At 43.9% G+C, this 22,786-nt stretch carries 19 protein-coding genes and 29 tRNA genes; 39 read left to right on the plus strand and 9 right to left on the minus strand.

What is annotated here, in order from left to right; translation table 11 throughout:
* Positions 1-43 precede the first annotated feature (43 nt).
* Positions 44-463 carry a plastocyanin gene (gene petE, locus V7K76_RS11055; protein ID WP_334775876.1) on the plus strand — a complete coding sequence of 140 codons (420 nt, stop codon included), beginning with the start codon at positions 44-46 and terminating at the stop codon, positions 461-463.
* 244 nt (positions 464-707) lie between these two features.
* On the plus strand, positions 708-1,052 hold the full coding sequence (gene petJ, locus V7K76_RS11060; protein WP_334775875.1) for a cytochrome c6 PetJ: 345 nt from the start codon (positions 708-710) through the stop codon (positions 1,050-1,052).
* Positions 1,053-1,204: 152 nt separating this feature from the next.
* Here petJ and V7K76_RS11065 read toward each other — a convergent pair whose 3' ends face one another.
* Positions 1,205-2,764, minus strand: a complete 1,560-nt coding sequence (locus V7K76_RS11065) for a hypothetical protein (RefSeq protein ID WP_334775874.1) — start codon at positions 2,762-2,764, stop codon at positions 1,205-1,207.
* A gap of 637 nt (positions 2,765-3,401) precedes the next feature.
* Here V7K76_RS11065 and V7K76_RS11070 point away from each other — a divergent pair.
* Both V7K76_RS11070 and V7K76_RS11075 read left to right on the plus strand, forming a co-directional pair.
* Positions 3,402-4,097 carry an esterase/lipase family protein gene (locus V7K76_RS11070; RefSeq protein WP_335029776.1) on the plus strand — a complete coding sequence of 232 codons (696 nt, stop codon included), beginning with the start codon at positions 3,402-3,404 and terminating at the stop codon, positions 4,095-4,097.
* 371 nt (positions 4,098-4,468) lie between these two features.
* The gene (locus V7K76_RS11075) at positions 4,469-5,068 is read left to right on the plus strand and encodes a cytochrome b N-terminal domain-containing protein (protein ID WP_334775872.1); all 600 of its coding nucleotides are present in this window, start codon (positions 4,469-4,471) and stop codon (positions 5,066-5,068) included.
* A 279-nt stretch (positions 5,069-5,347) separates the two neighbouring features.
* Here the strand turns inward: V7K76_RS11075 and V7K76_RS11080 are convergent, their stop codons facing one another.
* Entirely contained in the window at positions 5,348-7,234 is a 1,887-nt protein-coding gene (locus V7K76_RS11080) for a cation:proton antiporter (protein WP_334775127.1), read from the minus strand.
* 74 nt (positions 7,235-7,308) lie between these two features.
* Positions 7,309-7,440: a hypothetical protein gene (locus V7K76_RS11085; RefSeq protein ID WP_334952968.1), complete on the minus strand. Its 132-nt coding sequence runs from the start codon at positions 7,438-7,440 to the stop codon at positions 7,309-7,311.
* Positions 7,441-7,561: 121 nt separating this feature from the next.
* Between V7K76_RS11085 and V7K76_RS11090 the strand changes: the two genes are divergently transcribed.
* A tRNA-Glu gene (locus V7K76_RS11090) sits at positions 7,562-7,634 on the plus strand.
* 90 nt (positions 7,635-7,724) lie between these two features.
* Here the strand turns inward: V7K76_RS11090 and V7K76_RS11095 are convergent.
* From V7K76_RS11095 to V7K76_RS11105, 3 genes are all read right to left on the minus strand, one after another.
* Positions 7,725-8,312, minus strand: a complete 588-nt coding sequence (locus V7K76_RS11095) for an SRPBCC family protein (protein WP_334775126.1) — start codon at positions 8,310-8,312, stop codon at positions 7,725-7,727.
* A gap of 8 nt (positions 8,313-8,320) precedes the next feature.
* Positions 8,321-10,354 (minus strand): sensor histidine kinase, encoded by a 2,034-nt coding sequence (locus V7K76_RS11100; protein WP_334952965.1) that lies wholly within the window; start codon positions 10,352-10,354, stop codon positions 8,321-8,323.
* A 590-nt stretch (positions 10,355-10,944) separates the two neighbouring features.
* The gene (locus V7K76_RS11105) at positions 10,945-11,280 is read right to left on the minus strand and encodes a hypothetical protein (protein ID WP_096535028.1); all 336 of its coding nucleotides are present in this window, start codon (positions 11,278-11,280) and stop codon (positions 10,945-10,947) included.
* Positions 11,281-11,351: 71 nt separating this feature from the next.
* Between V7K76_RS11105 and V7K76_RS11110 the strand changes: the two genes are divergently transcribed.
* The 3 genes from V7K76_RS11110 to V7K76_RS11120 all read left to right on the plus strand — a co-directional run bounded on the left by V7K76_RS11110 (position 11,352) and on the right by V7K76_RS11120 (position 12,630).
* A complete protein-coding gene (locus V7K76_RS11110; RefSeq protein WP_334710690.1) occupies positions 11,352-11,603 on the plus strand; it encodes a hypothetical protein in 252 nt (83 codons plus the stop codon).
* A gap of 114 nt (positions 11,604-11,717) precedes the next feature.
* Positions 11,718-12,224 carry an HNH endonuclease gene (locus V7K76_RS11115; protein ID WP_292851445.1) on the plus strand — a complete coding sequence of 169 codons (507 nt, stop codon included), beginning with the start codon at positions 11,718-11,720 and terminating at the stop codon, positions 12,222-12,224.
* Between the two features lie 16 nt (positions 12,225-12,240).
* Positions 12,241-12,630, plus strand: coding sequence for an alr0857 family protein (locus V7K76_RS11120; RefSeq protein WP_334775124.1), 390 nt, complete (start codon positions 12,241-12,243; stop codon positions 12,628-12,630).
* A 129-nt stretch (positions 12,631-12,759) separates the two neighbouring features.
* On the opposite strand, the gene V7K76_RS11125 is transcribed toward V7K76_RS11120, so the two are convergent.
* Both V7K76_RS11125 and V7K76_RS11130 read right to left on the minus strand, forming a co-directional pair.
* Positions 12,760-13,605: a polysaccharide deacetylase family protein gene (locus V7K76_RS11125; RefSeq protein ID WP_334775123.1), complete on the minus strand. Its 846-nt coding sequence runs from the start codon at positions 13,603-13,605 to the stop codon at positions 12,760-12,762.
* A gap of 199 nt (positions 13,606-13,804) precedes the next feature.
* On the minus strand, positions 13,805-13,927 hold the full coding sequence (locus V7K76_RS11130; RefSeq protein WP_334775122.1) for a hypothetical protein: 123 nt from the start codon (positions 13,925-13,927) through the stop codon (positions 13,805-13,807).
* Positions 13,928-14,114: 187 nt separating this feature from the next.
* Here V7K76_RS11130 and V7K76_RS11135 point away from each other — a divergent pair.
* The 27 genes from V7K76_RS11135 to V7K76_RS11265 all read left to right on the plus strand — a co-directional run bounded on the left by V7K76_RS11135 (position 14,115) and on the right by V7K76_RS11265 (position 16,901).
* Positions 14,115-14,188, plus strand: a tRNA-Asp gene (locus V7K76_RS11135).
* 4 nt (positions 14,189-14,192) lie between these two features.
* A tRNA-Glu gene (locus V7K76_RS11140) sits at positions 14,193-14,269 on the plus strand.
* A gap of 3 nt (positions 14,270-14,272) precedes the next feature.
* Positions 14,273-14,345: transfer RNA gene (locus V7K76_RS11145), tRNA-Cys, on the plus strand.
* A gap of 4 nt (positions 14,346-14,349) precedes the next feature.
* A tRNA-Met gene (locus tag V7K76_RS11150) sits at positions 14,350-14,425 on the plus strand.
* 3 nt (positions 14,426-14,428) lie between these two features.
* Positions 14,429-14,500, plus strand: a tRNA-Trp gene (locus V7K76_RS11155).
* 96 nt (positions 14,501-14,596) lie between these two features.
* Positions 14,597-14,669, plus strand: a tRNA-Glu gene (locus tag V7K76_RS11160).
* Between the two features lie 7 nt (positions 14,670-14,676).
* Positions 14,677-14,759: transfer RNA gene (locus tag V7K76_RS11165), tRNA-Tyr, on the plus strand.
* A 4-nt stretch (positions 14,760-14,763) separates the two neighbouring features.
* Positions 14,764-14,853 (plus strand) — tRNA-Ser (locus tag V7K76_RS11170).
* Positions 14,854-14,857: 4 nt separating this feature from the next.
* Positions 14,858-14,932 (plus strand) — tRNA-Arg (locus V7K76_RS11175).
* A gap of 21 nt (positions 14,933-14,953) precedes the next feature.
* Positions 14,954-15,028: transfer RNA gene (locus V7K76_RS11180), tRNA-Phe, on the plus strand.
* Between the two features lie 6 nt (positions 15,029-15,034).
* Positions 15,035-15,109, plus strand: a tRNA-Asn gene (locus V7K76_RS11185).
* 5 nt (positions 15,110-15,114) lie between these two features.
* Positions 15,115-15,187 (plus strand) — tRNA-Gln (locus V7K76_RS11190).
* 3 nt (positions 15,188-15,190) lie between these two features.
* Positions 15,191-15,266 (plus strand) — tRNA-Gln (locus tag V7K76_RS11195).
* 6 nt (positions 15,267-15,272) lie between these two features.
* Positions 15,273-15,375, plus strand: a tRNA-Leu gene (locus tag V7K76_RS11200).
* Positions 15,376-15,381: 6 nt separating this feature from the next.
* Positions 15,382-15,456 (plus strand) — tRNA-Leu (locus V7K76_RS11205).
* A gap of 4 nt (positions 15,457-15,460) precedes the next feature.
* Positions 15,461-15,533: transfer RNA gene (locus tag V7K76_RS11210), tRNA-Pro, on the plus strand.
* A gap of 74 nt (positions 15,534-15,607) precedes the next feature.
* Positions 15,608-15,683 (plus strand) — tRNA-Leu (locus V7K76_RS11215).
* A 5-nt stretch (positions 15,684-15,688) separates the two neighbouring features.
* Positions 15,689-15,761: transfer RNA gene (locus tag V7K76_RS11220), tRNA-Leu, on the plus strand.
* A gap of 10 nt (positions 15,762-15,771) precedes the next feature.
* Positions 15,772-15,848, plus strand: a tRNA-Met gene (locus V7K76_RS11225).
* Positions 15,849-16,030: 182 nt separating this feature from the next.
* Positions 16,031-16,103 (plus strand) — tRNA-Thr (locus tag V7K76_RS11230).
* A 4-nt stretch (positions 16,104-16,107) separates the two neighbouring features.
* A tRNA-Gly gene (locus tag V7K76_RS11235) sits at positions 16,108-16,179 on the plus strand.
* A gap of 5 nt (positions 16,180-16,184) precedes the next feature.
* Positions 16,185-16,260: transfer RNA gene (locus V7K76_RS11240), tRNA-Val, on the plus strand.
* 6 nt (positions 16,261-16,266) lie between these two features.
* Positions 16,267-16,340 (plus strand) — tRNA-Arg (locus V7K76_RS11245).
* Between the two features lie 92 nt (positions 16,341-16,432).
* Positions 16,433-16,506, plus strand: a tRNA-Ala gene (locus V7K76_RS11250).
* 5 nt (positions 16,507-16,511) lie between these two features.
* Positions 16,512-16,587: transfer RNA gene (locus tag V7K76_RS11255), tRNA-His, on the plus strand.
* 6 nt (positions 16,588-16,593) lie between these two features.
* Positions 16,594-16,676, plus strand: a tRNA-OTHER gene (locus tag V7K76_RS11260).
* A 154-nt stretch (positions 16,677-16,830) separates the two neighbouring features.
* Positions 16,831-16,901 (plus strand) — tRNA-Lys (locus V7K76_RS11265).
* Positions 16,902-16,968: 67 nt separating this feature from the next.
* Here V7K76_RS11265 and V7K76_RS11270 read toward each other — a convergent pair.
* Positions 16,969-18,057 carry a glycoside hydrolase family 3 protein gene (locus V7K76_RS11270; protein ID WP_334775121.1) on the minus strand — a complete coding sequence of 363 codons (1,089 nt, stop codon included), beginning with the start codon at positions 18,055-18,057 and terminating at the stop codon, positions 16,969-16,971.
* 591 nt (positions 18,058-18,648) lie between these two features.
* Between V7K76_RS11270 and pds the strand changes: the two genes are divergently transcribed.
* The 4 genes from pds (at position 18,649) to V7K76_RS11290 (ending at position 22,742) form a co-directional block, all read left to right on the plus strand.
* Entirely contained in the window at positions 18,649-20,088 is a 1,440-nt protein-coding gene (gene pds / locus V7K76_RS11275) for a 15-cis-phytoene desaturase (protein WP_334775120.1), read from the plus strand.
* Positions 20,072-21,004, plus strand: a complete 933-nt coding sequence (crtB, locus tag V7K76_RS11280; protein WP_334775119.1) for a 15-cis-phytoene synthase CrtB — start codon at positions 20,072-20,074, stop codon at positions 21,002-21,004. Before pds ends, crtB begins: the two co-directional genes overlap by 17 nt.
* Positions 21,005-21,134: 130 nt before the next feature.
* Positions 21,135-21,226, plus strand: a tRNA-Ser gene (locus V7K76_RS11285).
* 193 nt (positions 21,227-21,419) lie between these two features.
* On the plus strand, positions 21,420-22,742 hold the full coding sequence (locus V7K76_RS11290) for an ABC transporter substrate-binding protein (RefSeq protein WP_334775118.1): 1,323 nt from the start codon (positions 21,420-21,422) through the stop codon (positions 22,740-22,742).
* The last annotated feature ends 44 nt before the right edge of the window (positions 22,743-22,786 follow it).

The following is a 22,786-nucleotide window of genomic DNA, read 5'->3' on the forward strand; positions in this document are numbered from 1 at the left end:
TTAAAATGAGAAAGGGAAAAAATTTGTTTGTTAGGAGAGAGCTATGAAATTAATTTCGGCAAGCTGGCGACGCCTTAGTTTAGCTGTGTTGACAATCCTTTTAGTTGTTAACAGCTTTGCTGTTTTTACTCCCAGTGCTTCGGCTGAAACCTACAAGGTGAAATTGGGTAGCGATAAAGGACTGCTAGCATTTGAACCGAAAAAGTTGACCATCAAGCCAGGTGACACAATTGAATGGGTGAACAACAAAGTTCCCCCCCATAATGTTGTGTTTGATGCTGCCAAAAACCCCACTAAAAATGCTGAATTGGCAAAATCTCTGTCTCATACCAAGTTGCTGTTGAATCCTGGTCAAACCAAAACAACCATCTTCCCCGCAGATGCACCTGCTGGTGACTACACTTTCTACTGCAATCCCCACCGTGGTGCTGGCATGGTTGGTACAATCACTGTCGAGGGCTAGAAACACTAGCATTTGACACAAGATGATTACTCACTGAAATTAGTTCATCGCAACACGCCACACTCCTAGAGTGACGCACAAAAGACATCAATGGCGGTAACAAGTTCTATCCTTCCCGAAGACGCTAAGTAACCTGTAGCGATGTAGGAGTGAACTAGTTACCGCCAATTTTGATCAAATTTGACTTAATCGAGGATTAATCGCGTTTATACTCTTGCTGGAGGCTTGTTGCGAGGAAATTCTGTTGAGAATACTTTTATTAATTCTAGTGTCGGCGATCGCCATATTCAAATTGACATTCATTAGTCCAGCACTAGCTGCCGAAACATCCAACGGTGCTAAAATTTTTGAGGCTAATTGCGCTTCTTGCCATATCGGTGGCGGTAATATCCTGATTATCCAGAAAACTTTGAAAAAGGAAGCATTATCAAAATACTTAGAAAATTATGATAGTGACTCAATCCAGGCGATTATCCACCAAGTACAAAATGGTAAAAATGCCATGCCTGCTTTTAAAGATAAGTTAAGTGCTGAGGATATTCTGGAGGTAGCTGCTTACGTTTTTCATAATGCAGAACAAGGCTGGTAAATGCAGCTATACCGTCTAGTTCTTGTAGGGTGGGCCCAATACGTAGGTTGGGTGGAGCGGAGCGCAACCCAACAGATATTTTTACTCCAAAAATAAAAAACTCCACCCCACTTGCGGGATGGAGTTTTTTATCCAAAATCACGAGCGGATGATTATTCGTCTGGATTAGACTTTTCTCTGTTTTCCTTCACTTGACGTAATACTTCTACTAATTTTTGCTCGGATTCAACCGAGGGTGTCGCCAGACCATTATTGACCCTTGGCAGCAATAAGGCTTCGGAATTAGTAGCTGCCGATGAAGGCATGGACTGGTTATTTTTGATTTTCAGTTCAGATAATGGTTTGGGAGTAGCTGCCGGTGATAACTCAGGTTGATTGTCATTGAGTCCTGGTGTAGCTAATGGTTTCAGAATACCTGTCGGTAAGGACGTAGGCTGGTTATCTTTGATTCGCAAATCAGGTAACGGTTTAGAAGTAGCGGCTGGTAAAGGCGTAAGCTGATTGTTATTTATTCCTGGTGTAGATAATAACGAGGGCTTTTGCTCTTGAGTAGTCTCACTGGTATTGTTAGTGCTGTTTTGGAAACGTAGGTTAAAGGGATAAGAACTAATCTGTTTATCTCCCTTAGGGGATTGCCTGTTGAAGTATTCTCTTGCTTTTAGTTGCAATTCCGGGGAAATTAGCTTGTCTTGAAACTTGATATCTAAGACCTTACCATCAGGATCTACAACCAATACACCCAAAACGGCACCTTGAAGATTCGGCCGATCTGTGGGTAATGTTTGGCGAATGACTGGTTTTTGTTCAGCGTTGGGGTATTGTTGCTGGACTTCTTTTCTCAGGTTTGCGTAGGAGTCTAGCTGTGCGATCGCCTGCTGAGTTCCTTTCACCGATAAATCAGGTGTCTGGGGTGTGATTCCCCTACTCCCGATTAAAGTAGCCCCATTTCTTGGCGCTTGTTTTAGAGAATTTATCAGGGGGTTTTGAGCAATTCTAGACGCATTATTAACTGGTTGCGTCATTGGCGAAGTCATATTTCCCTGTGCTGGTGCAATAGGGGTAGTGTTAGAGAATGTTGGAGATTGGGGATTCCGCAGAATATCATCCGATATTTTCTGTGACTGCAATTCTGGCAATCTATTTAGAGCTAGCGGCTTAGATGGCTCATAATTGCTGGCAATATTATTACTGGCAATATTATTGCTGGCAATAATATTATTGACACGAGGAACCGACGGAGAAAATTTGGCTCTGGTATTGTATCTAGAACTGTCAAATTTAGAGGCATCAAATCGTAAATTATCACTAGGAATCATCCGCAAGGATTGCCTTGTAGGCAAGGATGACACTGAATAGTTATTCGATGATGCGGGGAGCGGAGGCAGTACGAATTGGCTGGATGGCGGTGGCGCTAATGGGGTTAATCCAGCTTGGGGGCTAAAGTTCGGTGCTGAAAGTGGTGCTACTGGAGGAAATTGTTGTAAAGCAACTTGGGGCGTGGTTTGGGGCAAACGGTTTTGGTCGGCTTGGCTCAATTCCAAAAGTCCGACTGTTTTGGATGATGCTATTTCTTTGGGCTTGTTAGACTCCATAGGCATCAATGGCACAATCATGGCGATCGCACCGTGAATACCAAGGGATGCGATCGCTGCTATCCCAATTGGTTGGCTTAAGATTTCTGGTATGTTTTTCAGCAGGGAGACGTAAGACATGGCTGTTATCGTTCACTCGACTCAGTTGCAGTTGACTAGCGATTTTCTCTTTCCGACTATATTTTAATGTCTTGTAGTCTTGTAAGAGATGCGTTCCTCTAAGGAAATAGTAACTTCCTCTGCTGGCAATCAAAACGCCAAAATTGCCATTTATTCAAGTTTTTAATTAATCAATGACGCTGTATCATAATCTTCAAAATTTGAACTTGCTAAAGAGATATTTGAAAAATTACACTTTTGATTTCTTATTGTTATGACGCACCCAATTAAACCTAATTAAAATTAATATCTGGGATATTTATAAAGTTTAAGTAAACGCACAAATCTGGGTAAATTACAACTTCAGCAGATGTTGCCTTGTTATTTATACTGGTTTCCAGTCAACTACGCTTCTGTAACAGATGGCACACTTGCTTATCCAAGACTAGTCCCTATGTAAAAATACTACCACATCGGCAGCCCCTAAAACTGTTGCAAATTGTACAATTTTATGAGCATTCTCGTTCTAAACCCCACCAGAGCTATTTGGGTTTCTATCAAAGGAGTCGGTCAGACGATCGCAATTCTAGCTCTTGAATCATAACTACTTCTTCGGTCAAAAAGTTCAAACCCACAATCACTGCATCCAAAATTTAAAATGCCGTTACCGACAGTTATTTTACCTGGATATCTAGAAAGTGCGATCGCTTATCGCCAACTAGAACAATCTTTACAAGAATTAAACTTCCCCACCGTTACAGTACCACTGCGACGGCGTGACTGGCTCCCCACTCTGGGAGGAAGACCGATAACACCTATTTTGCAACAACTTGATCGCACAATCAAGCATACATTGCAGGAATATAATGCTACTCAAGTTAACTTAATTGGTCACTCAGCCGGAGGTTGGATATCCCGCATCTACATGGGAGAAAAACCCTATTTGGGACGCGGTGGTGTCAAACCATTTCTCTGGAAAGGACATCCCCTGGTTGCTAATCTCATCACCTTGGGTACACCTCACATTAGCCAAGAACGCTGGACGCGCTTCAACCTAGATTTTGTCACCAATAACTACCCAGGAGCCTTTCACAAAAACGTTTGTTACATTTGTGTGGCTGGCAAAACTATCTTTGGCCAAAGGCGGCCTGGTAGTTGGTTAGCTTACAGCAGCTACCAATTAACCTGTGGTGAGGGTAACACTTGGGGAGATGGAATCACCCCTATCGAAGCGGCTCATTTAGAAGGGGCAGAAAATCTGGTGATTGAAGGTGTCAGGCATTCTCCCAGAAGTCCTGGGATTTGGTATGGCTCACCAGAACCCTTAAAAGCTTGGGTGCAATATTTGATTTAACTGATATCTTGCACTAGTACCGCAAGGCGGAATTCAAAATTCAAAATTCAAAATTCAAAATGAATACAGCGTAAGCGTTTCATTGATTTTGAATGGTTGGTTTATTTACGCCGTATTGTACTAGTTCCAGCAATCGCATAGTAATGAATTACTCTTGCTTGTAGCTAACGGTTTTAGTCCACTTAAAGTGGACTTGGGCTATTAGCCTTGTACTTTGAGTGCGAGGCGGGCTAGTTGGCTCATCGAGAATGGCGCAAGATATCAGATTTAAAAAACTTTATCTTTTTCTGATAAACGCAACATTTATTAATATTTCTTAGCTAAAATTGTAATAAGAATAAATACTTAGTTAAGAACAGGAGGGGTGAACTATGCAAAGCACCCAGTTCGATCAGATTTTGCGACGAATAGCGACGATATTATCAGTCGTGATATTGACTCTGTGTTTAATTTATGTATCTAGCGGAGTTCTGCTGTCTTTTTACTATGAACCGACAGCAGGCGGGGCTTATAACTCCTTAAAGATGATTAATACACAATTGCCATACGGCTGGTTGTTTTGGAGAGCGCATAACATTGCTGGGAACGCGTTAATTGCGATCGCCTTAATTCAAATTGTGGTGATGTTTTTAGGTAGGCAATTTCGCCAGAGTTGGCTCACAGCTTGGATTAGTGGGATTCTGTTAACCTTAAGTGCGATCGGGCTGGATTGGACAGCAATGATTTTAGATTGGACTCAGGAAGGATACTGGCGTTTTAACATTGAGCTAGGAACCATCGAAGCTATTCCTTTCATTGGTAGCCAACTGCGCGACATCCTAACCGGCGGTGGAGCCATTAACACAGTTACCGTCGAACACCTTTACACAATACACAGTTATCTGATTTCGGTGGCTACCCTAATTCTGGCCATAGTGCATTTCTCTGCTTTACTCTGGCAGGAATCGGAAGTTGAGTTAGAAGCCATTTAATTTTAGATTTTGAATTTTGGATTTTAGATTGAAGGAAAAATCTAAAATCTAAAATCTAAAATCTAAAATTGAGCGAGGGACAAGTCTTCAACCTCCACTAAATTTTCTAAAGAGAGGGGATTTGAATTTTGGATTTTAGATTGAAGGAAAAATCTAAAATCTAAAATCTAAAATCTAAAATTGAGCGAGGGACAAGTCTTCAACCTCCGCTAAATTTTCTAAAGAGAGGGGATTTGAATTTTGGATTTTAGATTGAAGGAAAAATCTAAAATCTAAAATCTAAAATTGAGCGAGGGATAGGTCTTCAACCTCCGGTAACTTTTCTAAAGAGAGGGGAGTGGATTGAGTGGCACCAGATAAACGTTTTAAAAGGCTAGGTCTGGGGTCGTATAACAGGTAAATAATGCGATCGCCAATTTCCCAATCTTGGTTAGCTGGCATTACCTGTAAGCGTTCTTCTCGTTCTATCAATAGCGGTATCAACACCCCAGTCCGAATCTTTTCTTGGATGCGATCGGATTGAGTAGAAAATTCCGACTCATTCAGCGTGGTTGTCCCCAATTTAACTCGCCCATCATTCAGATATTCATTCCAAGTTTTAATAGCTAAGTCTGGGATAAAAGCTTGATTAACTTTATTACTAACCGAAGTACTCGCCTGCGGATCGCGGGGGAAAACAGCTAAGACACGCGGCGGATTAAACTCCTCTGCGGCTCGTTGAGCCAAAACAAAGTTCACCTCACCATTACTCGTCATCGCTAAAAAAGTACCCATAGAGGCAAGTCCAGCCTCTTCCAAAACAGCAGCATCTAGGGCACTGCTGGCAATCACCCGAAGATTTTGCGCCTCAGCTTGTACAAGACATTCGGGGTCAGTATCAATCATCACCACATTTTCTCCCCGTTCTTGAAAAAACCGGGCAATCAAAAGACTCAAGGGATTACAACCCACAATTACTGCCCCAATTGCATCTTTAGAGGTGATTTGCAGCCATTTAGCAACCCAACCAGCTGTTAGCCCTTGGCAGACAACAGTCATGATAATTGTCAGGAATACCAGAGCTTTGATGGAATCACCGCCGTTAATGCCGCGCTGTGTCAGCGAAATCGCAAAAAAAGAAGCGACAGAAGCAGCAACAATTCCTCTTGGCGCAACCCAGCTTAAAAATAATTTTTGTCGCCAGTTTAGATCACTGTTCCAAGTACACAAGAGAATATTAATCGGGCGAACGACAAACATTAGTACCAAAACAGTGAATAAACTACCCCAACCCAAAGCAAACACACTAGCAATAGATAGGTCAGCAGCTAATAAGATAAATAGCACCGAGACGCTGAGAATTGTTAGCTGACCCTTAAAACTCCGTAAAAGACGTTCTTCTGGGACTGAGGAGTTCGCAAATACTGCTCCTGCAACTACTGTTGTCATTACTCCCGATTCACTGCGGATCATTTGCGATAAGGTAAACAGGCTCCAAAGTATCGCCAACACCACTAAATTTTTTAGTTCAAACGACAGAAAACTGGCGCGTTTGAAAATTAAACTCATCAGATAACCGCCAGCACCACCAATTGCTGCACCAACACCCAAACGCATCAATAAACCAACGATCGCCTTAATGGGGTTAGCATCGCCGTTCAAAATCGTATCGAGGACAACGAAGGCGAGGATAGCCCCTACAGGGTCAATTAAAACCCCTTCCCCTTCCAAAAGTGTTGCTACTTGCCGATCGACATTAATTTGTTTAAGCAAAGGGCCAACGACGGTGGGGCCTGTCACCACAACTATGGAAGCGTAGAGAAAAGCTATGTTCCAGGGAAATTCCCCCAGCCAGTGGGCTGCCATACTCCCACCAAGTAATGTGATCAGCGTTCCTTGAGTGACAAGCAATTGCAGGCTGACTGAAACTCTGCCTAATTCTCGTAGATCCAAGTTAAGTCCGCCTTCAAACAAAATTATTGCCGTTGCGAGGGCGACAATAACTTCTAGTCCAGTGCCTAGCGAATGGGGATGCAATAGCCCGATGCCATCAGAGCCAAACAAGATGCCCAACAGCAATAACAAGACGATGCTGGGTACACGAAGGTATGCGGCTAGCACTTGGGCGCTAATGCCTGCAAAGACAGCGATCGCCATCTGTATGGTAATTTCAAAAGATGCTTCCATGTTGTAGATTTTGAGCGATTTATTTCAAAATCTTTTGTAAAAAACCGTAGATATTAACTCTACAGGGTACAACATCATACCCTTTGTTCCTTGCTGTCTTGAGCGTTTTTTCGATTTGTATATCCTCCTAAATCGCCAGCGTCCTTAACTGACACACTCTGCGGCTGACCGTAGCAGCATCTACGAACTTCTTTTTGTTTCTCCATATCCTTGTATCCTCTTTCAAGCTTTTGCCTCCACCCAGTTTAGCTGTCACAAACTTTTTTTGGCAAAACCTGTTGACAACTGCCAGGAAATTGGTTAACTTATAAAAGGTCTGAGTCTGATGCCCCCATCGTCTAGAGGCCTAGGACACCTCCCTTTCACGGAGGTAACGGGGATTCGAATTCCCCTGGGGGTACTTAAAAACAATAAAAAGCAAAAGCTTTTTGTTTGAAGTTAAACGATAAAAACCATCATCCAGTAATACTCCTGAATGATGGTTTAACTGTTATACATACGGTTCTTTGCTGGCTAGTTTTTCTACACGTTGGTGAATAGCTAGAAGATTTAACCGCAAATCTTTACTCAGGCGATTTTCAATAATTCCCACTGGCATAGTGAGTTTAGGCCAAACTTGAATTGTGTAGGACAAATTTGTTCCTATATACTCACCGAAGGAATAAGGCTCTAAGCACCAGCTACCAGAAAAGCCTTTAAAATCTCCCTCTACCATGCGGAAATTAATTGCTTTGGGGAAGCATTCTTCCAAATCCAGAACTACTCGCGCACAAAAGTTGAAATTCAGTAAGCGTTGGGAGCCTACTTGCTCCAGTCGAATCCCACCATTGGGATGCTCGATTAGGCAACTCTTGGCGAGGTTGGGGAGGAAGTCTGGTAAAGCTTCATAATTTGTCAGAACCTTCCAGATTTGCTCCACTGGATGGGGAATTTGGACTTTAGCACTAATTTGCCGCTGTCGCTCTGCTATTTTCTCAATTTGAATTTCTACCTGAGCAAGCAAATCCCTTTCTAGGTCGGTGTCATCACTGGGAGACTGCAAATCAGGGTTCTCTGTTGTGTTCTGTTTTTTAGTCACTTTCAGAATTATGGTTTGCTTTCATCAGAAAATTGGGGCAGAGTCAGGGTGAAGCAAATTTCGCTTTGTTCAGAATCCGAGATGGGGAGACTTTCAACTGCGATCGCTCCATTCAAATGCTGCACTAAAGACTTGACTAGAGCAAGTCCCAAGCCTGTCCCTGGAGTCCAGCGCCCTTTTCCGCGACGGAACTTGTCAAAAATATAGGTTGCTTCTTCTTCAGAGATGGCGCGTCCTATATTCGTCACCTTTATGATAACTTGATCGATTTGTTGATCGACTCGGTGAGCCGCTTCCAGGCGGACTATTGTATCCTGCTCTGAGTATTTACAGGCATTCGTTAATAATTCTTGCAGGATGCGGTCAAAACTCTCCAGTTCTGTTTGCAGTTTTAGCGAATCTTCTGGTAAATCTACAGAAATCCTTAATCCCTTCTCTGCAAGTTTTTTTTCAAAAGATGCTGCTATATCTTGGATTCTAGTATTTAAATCTATAGATTGTAATAGCGGGGCTTCGTGAGGCGACTCTAGTTTCTGGAGTGTCAACAAGTCATTAATCAAGTTGATTTCCTTGGAACATTCTTGCTCAAGGATATCCAGATATCTAGCTTGACGCTCTGGTGCTATTCCTGGCAAACGCAAGTTGCGAATTGACATCAGCATATTTGTCAAGGGGTAGCGTAGGCGATCGCTCATGTTACTCAAAAATTCATCTTTGAGTTCATTAAGTTTTTGCAACTGATCGACATATTGTCGTGTTTTTTCATGCAATTTTGCCTGAAGTTCTATACTACTCTGGAGTTTCGCCGTCCGATCATCTACCAAAGTTTGCACTTGGCGCAATGTCTGTGACTGAATTATGGCGTTACTCATTTGAGCGCAAACCATTTCCACAAGATTTAATTCTGCTGGTTGCCAATTGCGAATCACAGATTGCTGTAGCACCAAGAATCCTAAGATTTTACCTTGACTCTCTAATGGCACTAAAAGTACCGCAGGCAATTCCTCTATGGCAAATAATGGGGCCGCTGTCAAGGTTTCGTTTTGGTCTGTATAGTCATCGAAGATTACTGGTTTTCCAGAATCCATGAAGGCACGCTGGCATAAACCACACTCTGAAATCAAGAAAGACTGAGCTAAGGTGTCTGGTTTACTAGTGCGGGAACTTTGTGCTTCCCTAGCCCATTCACCAATCACCGTAGCTCTTGCTTTGGGAATTTGTTTTTTAGCTTGAGTCCTAAATAGTGGATCTGTATATTTCAGTAATATGAGCAAACCCCGATCTGCCTGTAGAGATTCAGCAGTCGAGGCGATAACTAACTGAAGCATTTGATTAAGCTCCAAGTTGCTACGACTTAATACGGTCAGTTGCTGAATCAAGCTTTGATGCTGCTTGCTCTTTTGCACGTACTGCTCTTGATGAGCAATTAATTGAGCTTGTGCCACCCTAGAAAAAGCGATCGCGCAAGCCGACTCCACTTCTTTAAGCAATTCTTTTTCTGATTCACTCCATTCATAAGGTTGGAATTTAATCAGATTAATCACTCCATTATTATTGCCACCAAACCGAGTGGGGATTGCCAAAACTGCTTTTATCGGTAGTGGTAAATATTGACAACCAATTACCAGACTGTTCTGAATGATGGAAATGTCTTCAATAGTCAATGGTTGGGCAGCACATTGCAACACTGGCGAGTGCATAAGTAACTGTTCCATCGAAAACATTTCTTCTGGGTGTGGCAACCCTAGATACTCATCACCACACCAATTAGTAGTAGTCGTCGTAATAGTAGTTGCTTCGTCGGATGTTTCATCCGCCACTGAAACCAAGCAGCAGCAATCTACTTGAAAAGCAACTCCTAGTAATTGAGCAATCTCTTGCAGCATCAATGCCGTAGCGGAGCTATTAGCAATGATTTGGTTAATTTTTTGTACCAACTGGCGGGCACGTTCTTCCTGATGCTGCATCAACTTGACTTGGTAAGGTTGTAGTCGATCTATGTCATCTACGTAATGTGGCGGCGATGATAAAGGCTTCTTCATTCTTGGCACGCCCTTGGATAATAACTCCATTGTTCTTGCACCCAACCTATTGGCATATTCTTCACCTTTAGTTGTGTTGCTACACCTTGATAATTGACAAATTTTGTGTGAATACTTTCTCTCACCTGTTATAGCCCTTTTCTATCTCAGATGCCCAAATTTTCCCTGTATCAAGAAAATTGCTACAATGTTAGATAAGTAATAGAATATTTAAGATATCCTATAAATGCTTCAGTGAGCTTATTTTTAACTGCTCTATCTGGAAATAATTTACTAACCTTATCCTGTCCGTAAGTATACACAAACCGTAATTTCTCTGGAATTTCAGCAAAATTACCCTTTACATCACGTGAAATTACGTAACTGGATTTATAAAGTTTTATTACATTTTTTTAAAATCTAGTAGGTTTAACAAGCTACTCGTTGATCTCCGTAACTCTCAGTAAAATATTGAGTGATGAGTAATGAGTGATGAGTGAGTAGTTACTATTGTCTCCCCAGTACCTAATCCCCAGTCCCCAGTCCAAATTTTGAATGCAGCCCAGTTATTAGTAAAAATAACAGGGCTGCATTCATTTGAATATAAAAAACTATCCAGCCAAGCTCTCGACACTCAGAGGAACCATATCGCCGTTCCTCGTCAGTCCTAGCAACATCGGTTGTTGGGGTTGAATTAGTTGACCTGTTAGTACACAGCGTTCTTCTTGCTGGGCTGTGGCAGCTATGCTAGCTCGAATGTCGGATCGCGAAAATCTAGGCTTCCACTCACCTGATTTTTGCTGGACATAATTCCAAAGGATATCTCGAATTAGAGCTTGATATCCCTGATTCCCAGCGATTTCTTTGAGCTTATCTTTGAGTTCCCTCTCTAGGCGGATGCTGGTAACTTCCATATCAGTGGTTGGGGTGCGGGCGATCGTATGCATCAGTTTTTCTCCTTAAAGGTATAGACAGGATAGTAATACAAGTGTAGTATGTTTAAAGGAATGTTCAATAGGTGAAATTTTCTGTGAAATCCATTTACCCCACCTCTACTTCAATTTTGTGCGCCACCAATTGCCGAGCCAGTTGGGAATCAGCCGCTATGGAAGTGGAGTATTTATTTATGGGCGATGGTAGCCGGAATCATGGGCAAATCACAGAAGGTAATGATGATTATAAATATCTCAGCATTATTGCACTAATTGCAAAACCACAACTAGATGAACAAAGCGGGGGGTACAGACAAAGGAATCCTGTACCGATATAAGACCAGAAAATTTTCCGGTCAATTCTAGCCCCCGCTTCACCGAAAACTTGAAGCGGGGGTTTTTTTATAAGGAGTTAAGCTGTGACGATATCTTCCATGCGCGGCGCGAACGCAATGCAAGTGTTGGAGCAATCTGTGGTGGTGTTTTCCCAAAATTACTTGCCACTATGTCGGGTCAATATTAAGCGGGCGATTGTGCTGTTAGTAACCAATAAGGCGCAACCGTTGGGTTTTACCACAGAAGGCGGCTGGCAAGTTCACTCACCCAATTTGGTAATTGATGTACCAAAACACATTCGCTTGACAATCACTTCCAATGAGCGGATGTGGAAAGTTCCGCCAGTGAATCGGCGGGAAGTGTTGCGACGAGATCATCACAGTTGCCAATATTGCGGTAGCGGTAAACATCTAACGCTAGATCATGTGATGCCGCGTTCTAAAGGCGGTTCTCACACTTGGGATAACGTAGTCGCAGCTTGTGAAAGATGTAACTCCCGTAAAGGCGATCGCACCCTGTTTGAAGCTGGTATGCAACTGCGTACCAAACCAAAAGCGCCAATTCACCCCGCGATTTCTTTTGCTGAACAGTTTTGGATAGATATGCAAGCAAACCTGGAATAACAGGAGAGCATAAGGAATGCTGAAATTAACTTACACTGAAAGCAGTTTTGATTTGGAATGTGTCACTCTGTCGCTAGAAGAATGGGTAGCGCAGCGAGTGATTTTAGCCCTGCGAGTTGGGCAAAGTTTGTGCATTGAACCCAGTACCGCTTCCTTTTTGCTTCCTGTTGATTTACCAGGAGTAGAAGTACTCAGGGCTGAGGTAAAAAGAGATGACAGAGAAATCATTGCCCTCTGTGCCTGCGATGCCGAATATCTGGAAGTCACCCTGCGCGGTTCTTGGCTATCAGATAGTTCTAAGGGTTCTGTAGGTGTGTTTGTCACCGCTATGAGCGATCGCGCTGAGTTCTTTTTGCACAAACTTTGGCAGGAAGCTCAATCTTGTGCTTCTGTCCTGAGCGAATAAACAAAATAGTCGGGTGACTCAATTTTGGATTTTGGATTTTAGATTTGTTCTCGCCTGTGCGAACAGACCTTTTGGGATTTTGGATTAAATAATCCAAAATCCCAAATTTAAAATCTAAAATCAGGTAAGTCATTCCTTCATTTGCAGCAGTTCAGGAATTGTCACAAATCGATAGCCTTGTTGTTTTAGTCCACTGATGATTTGTGGCAAAGCTTCTACAGTTCTGCGGCGATCGCCACCACCATCATGCATTAAAACAATAAAACCAGGTTTCGCGCCTTTCAGGACATTATTTACAAATGCCTGCGGTTTGGCGTGAGGATCGGTATCAGCTGAAGTTAGCGACCACATAATTACAGCGTCTTTCTGGCTTTTAGCGTAAGCGGCTAGTCCGTTGTTTAAAACGCCTCCAGGAGGACGAAACAGAGCCGTTTTGACTCCTGTAGTTTTGTATATCAAATCAGATGTGCGATCGATTTCACTCTTGGCTGTGGCTTCATCCATTCGCCGATACCAATGATGCCAAGTATGGTTGCCGATGGCGTGTCCCTCGGCTACTTCACGCTTGGCTAGGTCGGGATTTGCTTGTAAAGCTTGTCCTACCCAAAAGAATGTCGCTTTAACATCATTTTGCTTCAGGATGTCCAGCATTTCTAGAGTTGTCTTTGGCCAGGGGCCATCATCAATGCTTAAAGCAATAACCTTTTCGTTGTTGCTGGGTTGCACCTTATAAACTGTTTTTCCCTGAAATTTCGCTGGGACTGTAAAAGTAGGGTTTTCTACTTTGGCTGATGGCGGTAGCTGGGCATTAATTTGCCCCTTCGCTGGATCTTGAAGTGCAGTATGGTTTTTGCTTACCGGCTGGTTCAACCCCGATTGTGGGGAGGTGCCTGGAGCAATACTACAAGCTGTAATACTAGAGGCGATCGCGACAACACTAATTATTTTTTGTCGCTTGAGGTAGTTGTCTGTCACGTCAGGCTTTTAAAGACTCACCCAATCATAAGCTGTAGTTTGACTTTTCAGAGGGTTTAGCAAGTTCAAATCTAAGTGCAGAAGCTTTTCTAGACAATTTCAAAAAAACTTTCTAAAACCCCTTGACACCTCTTGTAGTATTTTGTAGTATATCTGTAGTGAAGCAAAAGACAAGCTTCCCAAGAGTCAAAGTTATCTTCTACATAGAACTAAAGGAAAAGCGTTGAAACAAACCATAATCCTTAGTCAGCAAAGCTGCTCCTACTTGCAAACCATCGGCAGTAGAGGCAATCAACGAAAAAAGTTCTAATTTTGCACTCATCAAAACCACTGAATACATCCGTAATACACAACAGGCTTGCTACCTAGAGTTTCGGTTGTTTTCCTAACAGTTTCTAACAGTTAAAAGTAAATTTTCTGAACCTTGAAAACTAAATAAGAAATGGGCAAGTTCACCAACAAAATCTGTGCCTAAAAACCTCAAAGTTTAGGCACAGATTCCAAAAAATCGGGGTGTAGCTCAATTGGCTAGAGCGTTCCGTTGTCTGCGGAAATGTTGCGGGTTCAAGTCCCGTCACCCTGGTTGCAGTCCTGTAGGCGAATAGTTTAAGCCGTCAGCCTCTCAAGCTGAAGATTGCGAGTGCAAATCTCGTCGGGACTCCCAAATGGTCAGGTAGCCAAGTTGGTAAGGCGTTGGTCTGCAAAACCGATTAGCGCGGGTTCAAATCCCGCTCTGACCTCTGTCGCAGCGTAGCTTAACCAGCAAAGCCCCAGGTTCATACCCTGGTATATGCGGGTGCAAATCCCGCCGCTGCCACCAAATGCAGGGATGGTGTAACGGTAACACCTCGTGACTCCAAATCCGATGTTCTAGGTTCAAATCCTAGCCCCTGCGTCAGACAATTTTGGATTTTAGATTGCCAATTTTAGATTAAATTTTTTAATCCAAAATCCAAAATCTAAAATCTAAAATCCAAAATTCACTCAATTATGCCCTCGTGGACTAATGGTTAAGTCAGTGTTCTTTCAAAGCACAGATGCGAGTTCAATTCTCGTCGGGGGAATGATTATGGGTCGGTGGCCGAGTCTGGTTGAAGGCGACAGTCTGTAAAACTGTTCTTTTTTGCGCGCAGGTTCAAATCCTGCTCGACCCACTATGGAGAGGTGGCTGAGTGGCTAAAAGCGTCCTCCTGCTAAGAGGAAGCGGGTAATTAATACCCGTCGCAGGTTCAAATCCTGTTCTCTCCGTTTTGAGAGTGTGGTGTAACTGGATAACATCTCAGTCTACGAAACTGAAGATTTGAGGGTTCGATTCCCTCCGCTCTCGTTACATAATCTCTTCTTTTATCCCCCGGTAGCTCAGTTGGTAGTTAGCGCCTGTCTGAAGAACAGGAGGTCGTCGGTTCGATTCCGACCTGGGGGGCTTCGTTGCCTCATAGCTCAATGGTAGAGCAAGCGGCTGTTAACCGCGCGGTTGTAGGTTCGAGTCCTACTGAGGCAGCCATTCATTGCCGGGTGGACGAATTGGTAAGTCGCATCGCTCTGAACGATGAGGTTGCAGGTTCAAACCCTGCCCTGGCAATAAAGCCCTGTGGTGTAATTGGCAACATAGCGCCCTTTGAAGGCGAAGATTCCAGGTTCGAGTCCTGGCGGGGCTGCCAAACTCTGCTCTTGTAGCCCAACTGGAAGAGGCTGCCGTCTCAAAAACGGTATGTTGTGGGTACCCTGCGGGAAGCCGCTCCGCGTCTACGACTCCCACCAAGAGTACCAAAATTTGCTCCTGTAGCCCAATTGGAAGAGGTGGCAGACTTAAAATCTGTTTGGTTGTGGGTTCGACTCCCACCAGGAGTACTAACGGGATGTAATTCAGTGGCCAGAAGCCATGCTTTGGGAGCATGGAGTCGCAGGTTCGAGTCCTGCCATCCCGATACGCCCCTGTGACGGAACTGGCATACGTGCTGGAATCAGAGTCCAGATTTTAATCCTGTCAGGGGTACTAAACGCTCTCGTGGCGGAACGGAAGACGCACTAGACCGAGGATCTAGTTTTTGCAGGTTCAAATCCTGTCGGGAGTACCAAGTTTGCCCTTGTAGCCCAACGGAAGAGGCGCTTCGCCTAGAACGAAGAGGTTGCTGGTTCAAATCCAGTCAGGGGTATTGGTGAATATGCGGGGATAGAGCAAGGGTGGCTCATCAGGCTCATAACCTGAATATCGGCAGGTTCAACTCCTGCCCCCGTCACCAAATTTTAGATTTTAGATTTTAAATTTTGGATTGTTGATTCAAAACTGAAAATCTAAAAAGGTGTGAGAGGAAGCTTGTTTTATTTGTCCAACAAATAGGGAGCATCCCAAATCTACAATTCTTTACTCAAGCTCGTATCTGAAGCTATGGGGTCAATCTAAAATCCAAAATCCAAAATTAGTGCTGGTGTAGCTCAATTGGCAGAGCAACTGACTTGTAATCAGTAGGTTGCAGGTTCAATTCCTGTTACCAGCTTGATGCGGGTGTGATGTAGTCGGTAGCATCTGAGTACGCCATACTCAGTGCGTGGGTTCAACTCCCTCCACTCGCTTGCGTAGTCCTGTAGCTCAATTGGTAGAGTGTCTTCCTTACAAGAAGAATGTCGCGGGTTCAATTCCTGCCAGGACTACCAAATCTTGGGAGTGTAGCTCAATGGAATAGAGCTTCAAGTTTCTACCTTGAAGGTTGTGGGTTTAAGTCCTACCACTCCCGCCTGAACAAGTCAAAAGTTAAAAGTCAAAAGAATGAATTTAATTATTTCTCTTTCTTTTTAGTTTTTACTTTGCTCTTTTTACTTATTTGACGGGGTCATAGCTCAAATGGCTAGAGCGCCTGCCTTGCAAGCAGGAGGTTATGGGTTCAATTCCCATTGATTCCACTGATGGTATCTGAAGCCAAAGTGGTCGAGGCGCTGGTTTGTGGAACCAGTCATAACGGGTTCAAGTCCCGTCAGACACCCCTGAATGGAAGATGCCGCTGAATGGACGGCAACTGGTCTTGAAAACCAGGGTATGGGCAACTGTAGGGGTTCGATTCCTCCATCTTCCACCTATCCACCTGGAGCCGAAAAGCGAGGCGCTGTGCTGATAACACAGAAATAGGAGGGGCAGTACCTCCCTGGTGGATTTATATCTAGTGTTGGTGTTACAAGACTTGCGGTGTAATACGATCGCACTTGCTCATTTCTTTTTCAAATTAACTAGGGTGGTTGGCATACCGGCTGTGCAGCGGGCTTTTAACCCGCAGAAATAGGTTCGACCCCTATACCACCCATTAAACAATTCAAAATTCAAAATTCAAAATTAAGAATTAGCTAATATGTAACTTGAATCCACTTGGGTTATGAATAGCAACTAGCGATCGCTAGTTGAGCATGTTGCAATAATACATCTTTATCCAAAGCATGTATGGGATATTGCGGTGTTACTGCCAGTAGTTTCTCAATTCTTTCTCTGGCTGCTTCTACCACTGCTTCATCTAAGCTACCGTTACTGAGCGAATCAGCAAAATCTTCAGCAATCCGATAAGTTCTTTCTAAAGATGATGAGTTGATATTGCGCGAAACAATAAACAAGTCACAGCCTGCATTAAATGACCGCGCCACAGTACCAGTTTTCATAAACATATCTGAGATAGCTTTCATATCCAAATCATCAGATACAACCACTCCCTCAAAGCCAAGTTCTTCTCTAAGTATGGTTTTGAGGATAGCCTGGGAAAGGGTTGCTGGCACATCAGCATCTATTCTGGGAAATAAGATATGGACAGTCATAATCAAAGGAATCTGGACTTCGATTAAGGCTTTGAAGGGTATAAGTTCTCGAAGTTGCAGGTCTTCTAGAGTTAAATTCAGGATTGGTAGCTCAATGTGAGAGTCCTTGCTGGTGTCTCCATGTCCGGGGAAGTGTTTGGCGCATCCCAAAATTCCTGAATCTCGAAGTCCAAGGTAGTAATCACGCGCACCTTGAGTAGCAGTTTCGGGAGTGTTACCAAAGGCGCGAGGCCCAATCACGGGGTTGTCGGGATGGGAAAAAATATCGGCTACGGGTGCCCAAGATAAGTTAATACCCAGTGATTTTAGTTCTACAGCTGTGGCTTTTGCTACTTCATAAGCGTGCGATCGCAGCAACAACCCATAAGGAAAGCGGGTAATTGGCAGTGGTGTACGAATTACACGACCTCCTTCATGATCGAGAGTGATGAACATGGAATCACGCTCAGTATATTCTTGTATCTGCCTGTTTAAATCCTTGAAGCTTTCCAGCCAAACTTGATATGGGGTGCCATCCAAAAAGTTCTTAGCAAAAAATATCGCCCCAATCGGTTTCAATTCATTGAGTGCGCGTTTATCATCATCACTTAATGTCGTGCCAGAAATACCTAGAATCAGGTGATGTCCAAAGCGCTTGAGCTTCTGCGATACACCCATAACTTTTACCTATAAGTTGTGCGGTAAACAACTGGGTTGTTCAACCTAGAGGACATAGATTTTTATCCTACACCTTATGGGAAGCAGAAAGTTTTCCAAGTAGTCTTTAACCAATACCCCCGATATTTACTCAAAGCAAATACACGAATTAGCAAATAAATCAACTACTTTCAGACCACATTTGAGATTAACTTATTTTCAATCAACCGATTTTGGATTTTGGATTTTGGATTGACCCCGACTACCAGGATACGGGGCTTGGAATTTTGGATTTGTTTCACGCCACTTGCGGATGAGGCATAAACCAAAAAAATCTAAAATCGGCAATCTAAAATCTAAAATTGGCACAGTCAAAGGAAATACTTTTGTTTGCCTAATTTTCCTCCATGTAAAGATAGATGAAATGCTCACTCAAACCTATTACCAACAATGGTATTGATAGTTTGCTTGGGTAGGTGCGCGTAGGTAAAATTCCCTTTGGCAAAAGTTTTTTGCGGAAGCGATCGCACAATAACTGCCAAATGTAACGGATTGCAACGTATAATGAGAACGATAAAACGGTTAAGAAATATTGAAGAGCAGTAGGGTTACATGCGAGTAGCGATCGCGGGAGCGGGACTAGCAGGACTTTCCTGCGCGAAATATCTTACAGATGCAGGTCACACACCCATTGTCTTGGAACGTCGAGACGTTCTAGGCGGTAAAGTGGCCGCGTGGAAAGATGCTGATGGAGACTGGTACGAAACAGGTCTGCACATCTTTTTTGGCGCATATCCCAATATGTTGCAGTTATTCAAAGAACTGGATATTGAAGATCGGTTGCAGTGGAAAGAACACACAATGATCTTCAACCAGCCGGATGCACCAGGTACTTACAGCCGCTTTGACTTCCCAGATTTGCCAGCACCGATTAATGGTATAGTGGCAATTCTGCGAAACAACGATATGCTGACATGGCCAGAAAAAATCCGCTTTGGCATCGGGTTATTGCCGGTCATGATTCAGGGGCAAAAGTACGTTGAAGAAATGGACAAATATTCCTGGACAGACTGGCTGCGTAAACACAACATACCAGAACGGGTTAATAAAGAAGTTTTTATTGCCATGGCCAAGTCGCTGAATTTCATCGACCCAGATGAAATTTCAGCAACCATTCTTTTAACTGCCCTCAATCGTTTCCTCCAGGAAAAAAATGGCTCGAAAATGGCCTTTCTGGATGGTTCGCCAACAGAACGATTGTGTCAGCCATTAGTGGATTACATCACCGAACGCGGTGGAGAAGTCCGCTTGAATGCCCCTTTAAAAGAGATTTTGCTGAACGCCGATGGTAGCGTCAAAGGATACTTGATTCGGGGGTTGAATGGGGACAAAGATGAAGTTTTCACGGCGGATTTGTATGCATCTGCTATGCCGGTTGACCCTCTGAAGGTGATTTTGCCAGCACCTTGGAAGGAAATGGAGTTTTTCCAAAAGCTAGAAGGCTTAGAAGGCGTACCTGTGATTAACGTGCATTTGTGGTTTGATCGTAAACTTACGCAAATTGATCACTTGCTATTCTCGCGATCGCCCCTCCTCAGCGTTTATGCTGATATGAGCAATACCTGCCGTGAATACGCCAACCCCAATCGCTCAATGCTGGAATTAGTTCTAGCCCCGGCAAAAGATTGGATTGCCAAATCCGATGAGGAGATTGTGGCAGCAACAATTGCCGAGTTAGAAAAACTCTTCCCCGACCACTTTGGGGGAGACAATCCAGCAACATTGCTAAAATCTCATGTGGTGAAAACGCCCCGTTCAGTTTACAAAGCGACCCCTGGTCGTCAACAGTACCGTCCCTCGCAAACAACCCCCATTAGTAACTTCTATCTTAGCGGGGATTACACCATGCAACGCTACTTAGCCAGTATGGAAGGTGCCGTACTTTCTGGTAAGCTGACAGCGCAGGCGATTTCTGAGGCCCTCCCGGTAGCAAATTCCTCAAACCTGCAAACGCTCACCCGACCGCCCGCAACGAATGCTGCAACTGCCTGATTCCCCGCCGCGCATGAAAACGCTGGTCTCTGTAGACGAGTCATACAAACTTTGTCGGCATCTCACAGCAAAGTATGCCAAGACTTTTTACCTGGGTACTTTGCTGATGAGTCCGGTAAAACGTCAATCTATTTGGTCAATTTACGCTTGGTGTCGCCGTACAGATGAATTGGTGGATGGCCCCGCATCTGCTATTACCACGCCAGAAACCCTAGACCTATGGGAACAGCAGCTGGAATCGATTTTTGCGGGACGCCCATTAGAAAATTACGATGTAGCTTTAGTTGATACCCTCCAGCGCTTTCCGATGGACATCCAACCCTTTCGGGATATGATTGCCGGTCAGCGCATGGACTTATATCGCAGTCGTTATGAAACTTTTGAGGATTTATACCTCTACTGTTACCGCGTTGCTGGTACTGTCGGCTTAATGTCAACATCCGTTATGGGTGTGGATAGCACCATATATACAGCACCGTGGCGGCAGAATAAACAACCTTATGTTCCCATAGAAGAAGCGATCGCTCTCGGAATTGCCAATCAACTTACCAACATCCTGCGGGATGTGGGAGAAGATGCCAAACGGGGACGGATTTACATTCCCCTGGAAGACTTGGCAAAATTCAACTATAGCGAGCAAGACTTCTTCAAAGGTGTGGTAGACGATCGTTGGCGAGCATTGATGCGCTTTCAAATTGACCGCGCCCGCCAATTTTACACCACATCCGACCGAGGAATTACTTATTTAGCATCCGATGCCCGTTGGCCTGTGTGGGCAGCATCAATGCTGTACGGTCAAATTTTAGAGGCGATTGAACGCAACGATTACGATGTATTCAGTCAACGGGCTTTCGTTCCCCAGTGGAAAAAGTTACGCACCTTGCCCATAGCTTGGATGCGATCGCAAGTCCTTTGAATTAGTCATTTGTCCTTTGTTATTCACTAATAACCAATGACTAATGCCCCATGCCCCATGCCCCATGCCCAATTAAAAATGACTATTGACTCTTCCCAACAAACCTGCTACCATTATTATTCGTGAGTCAGGAGAGGTGGCTGAGTGGTCGAAAGCGGCAGATTGCTAATCTGTTGTACGGCAGGCAACTCCGTACCGAGGGTTCGAATCCCTCCCTCTCCGTTTTTCAGCATTTGATACACGGAGTATCTTCTGTGTACAAAAATAAATATTAATGTCGGGGTAAATACTTCTACTCCCAAAGATGGATGATATGATTTATCCTTTGGAACCTTGACTAAGATCCAACTAAGTTACAAATCTAGGTTGAATCTTATTTTTAGGCTCCTAAATATCTGAGGAGTGAAAGAGATTTATGAAAAAAATTAGCGCCGCCTTAGCCTTAAGTCTAGCTACCCTAGCAACTGGGTTCCTAGTTGGGGCTTGTGGTGATAACAGTACTCCCAACAGCACAGCTACCAACGGCAGCACCGCTACCCCAGCAGCAAACTCAACTACTACAAGTAGTGCTAAAGGGCTAAAAATTGGTTCCCTGCTACCGTCAACAGGCGACTTAGCTTCTGTGGGACAGCAGATGCTAGGTTCTGTACCTTTACTAGTGGATACAGTCAACGCTTGTGGTGGGGTAAATGGCGAACCTGTCACCTTGGTGCAAGTAGACGACCAAACAGACCCCAAAGCTGGAGCTGCCGGTATGACCAAACTGGCAACTTTGGATAAAGTAGCAGGTGTAGTTGGTTCCTTCGCCAGTAGCGTTTCAAGTGCAGCAGTCTCCATTGCCACACCGAATAAAGTCATGCTGGTTTCCCCTGGTAGTACCAGTCCTGTATTTACCGAAAAAGCCCAAAAAGGTGACTATAAAGGCTTTTGGGCGCGTACTGCTCCCCCCGATACCTACCAAGCATTAGCTTTAGCCCAACTTGCCAGAAAAAAAGGTTTCAAGCGAGTTTCTACAGTCGTGATTAATAACGACTATGGCGTTGGTTTTGAAAAAGCATTCGTGCAAACCTTTGAAAAATTGGGTGGAACCATCGTTGATAAAGATAAGCCTGTCCGCTACGACCCAAAAGCTCAGACATTTGATACAGAGGCGGCGGCGGCATTTGCAGGTAAGCCAGATGCAGTACTGGCCGTACTCTACGCCGAAACTGGTAGTTTGTTCCTAAAGGCCGCCTATCAGCAAGGTGTGGCGAAGGGAGTACAAATTCTGCTGACAGATGGGGTAAAATCACCGACTTTTCCCGAACAAGTTGGTAAAGGCAGTGATGGTAAATATATTTTAACTGGAGCGATCGGTACAGTACCCGGTTCCGATGGTAAAGCATTAGCAGCTTTCAACAAGCTGTGGAAGGATAAAAAGGGTAGTGAGCCAGGGGAATACGCTCCTCAAGCTTGGGATGCGGCTGCTTTATTGACATTGGCAGCACAAGCTGCTAAGGAAAATACCGGTGTTGGCATAGCTAGTAAAATCCGTGAAGTTGCTGATGGGCCTGGCACAGAAGTTACTGATGTCTGCGAGGGACTAAAGTTACTTAAAGATGGTAAAAAGATTAACTACCAAGGAGCCAGTGGCAATGTAGATATTGATGCTAACGGTGATGTCGTTGGTGTTTATGATGTCTGGACAGTAGGAGATGATGGCAAAATCAAGGTAATTGATAAAGTTACCCCCAAATAGAAAGTTAGGAGTTACGAGTTATTAAGATTAAATTCATAACTCCT

Source organism: Nostoc sp., from assembly GCF_036917975.1.
Taxonomy (GTDB): domain Bacteria; phylum Cyanobacteriota; class Cyanobacteriia; order Cyanobacteriales; family Nostocaceae; genus Nostoc.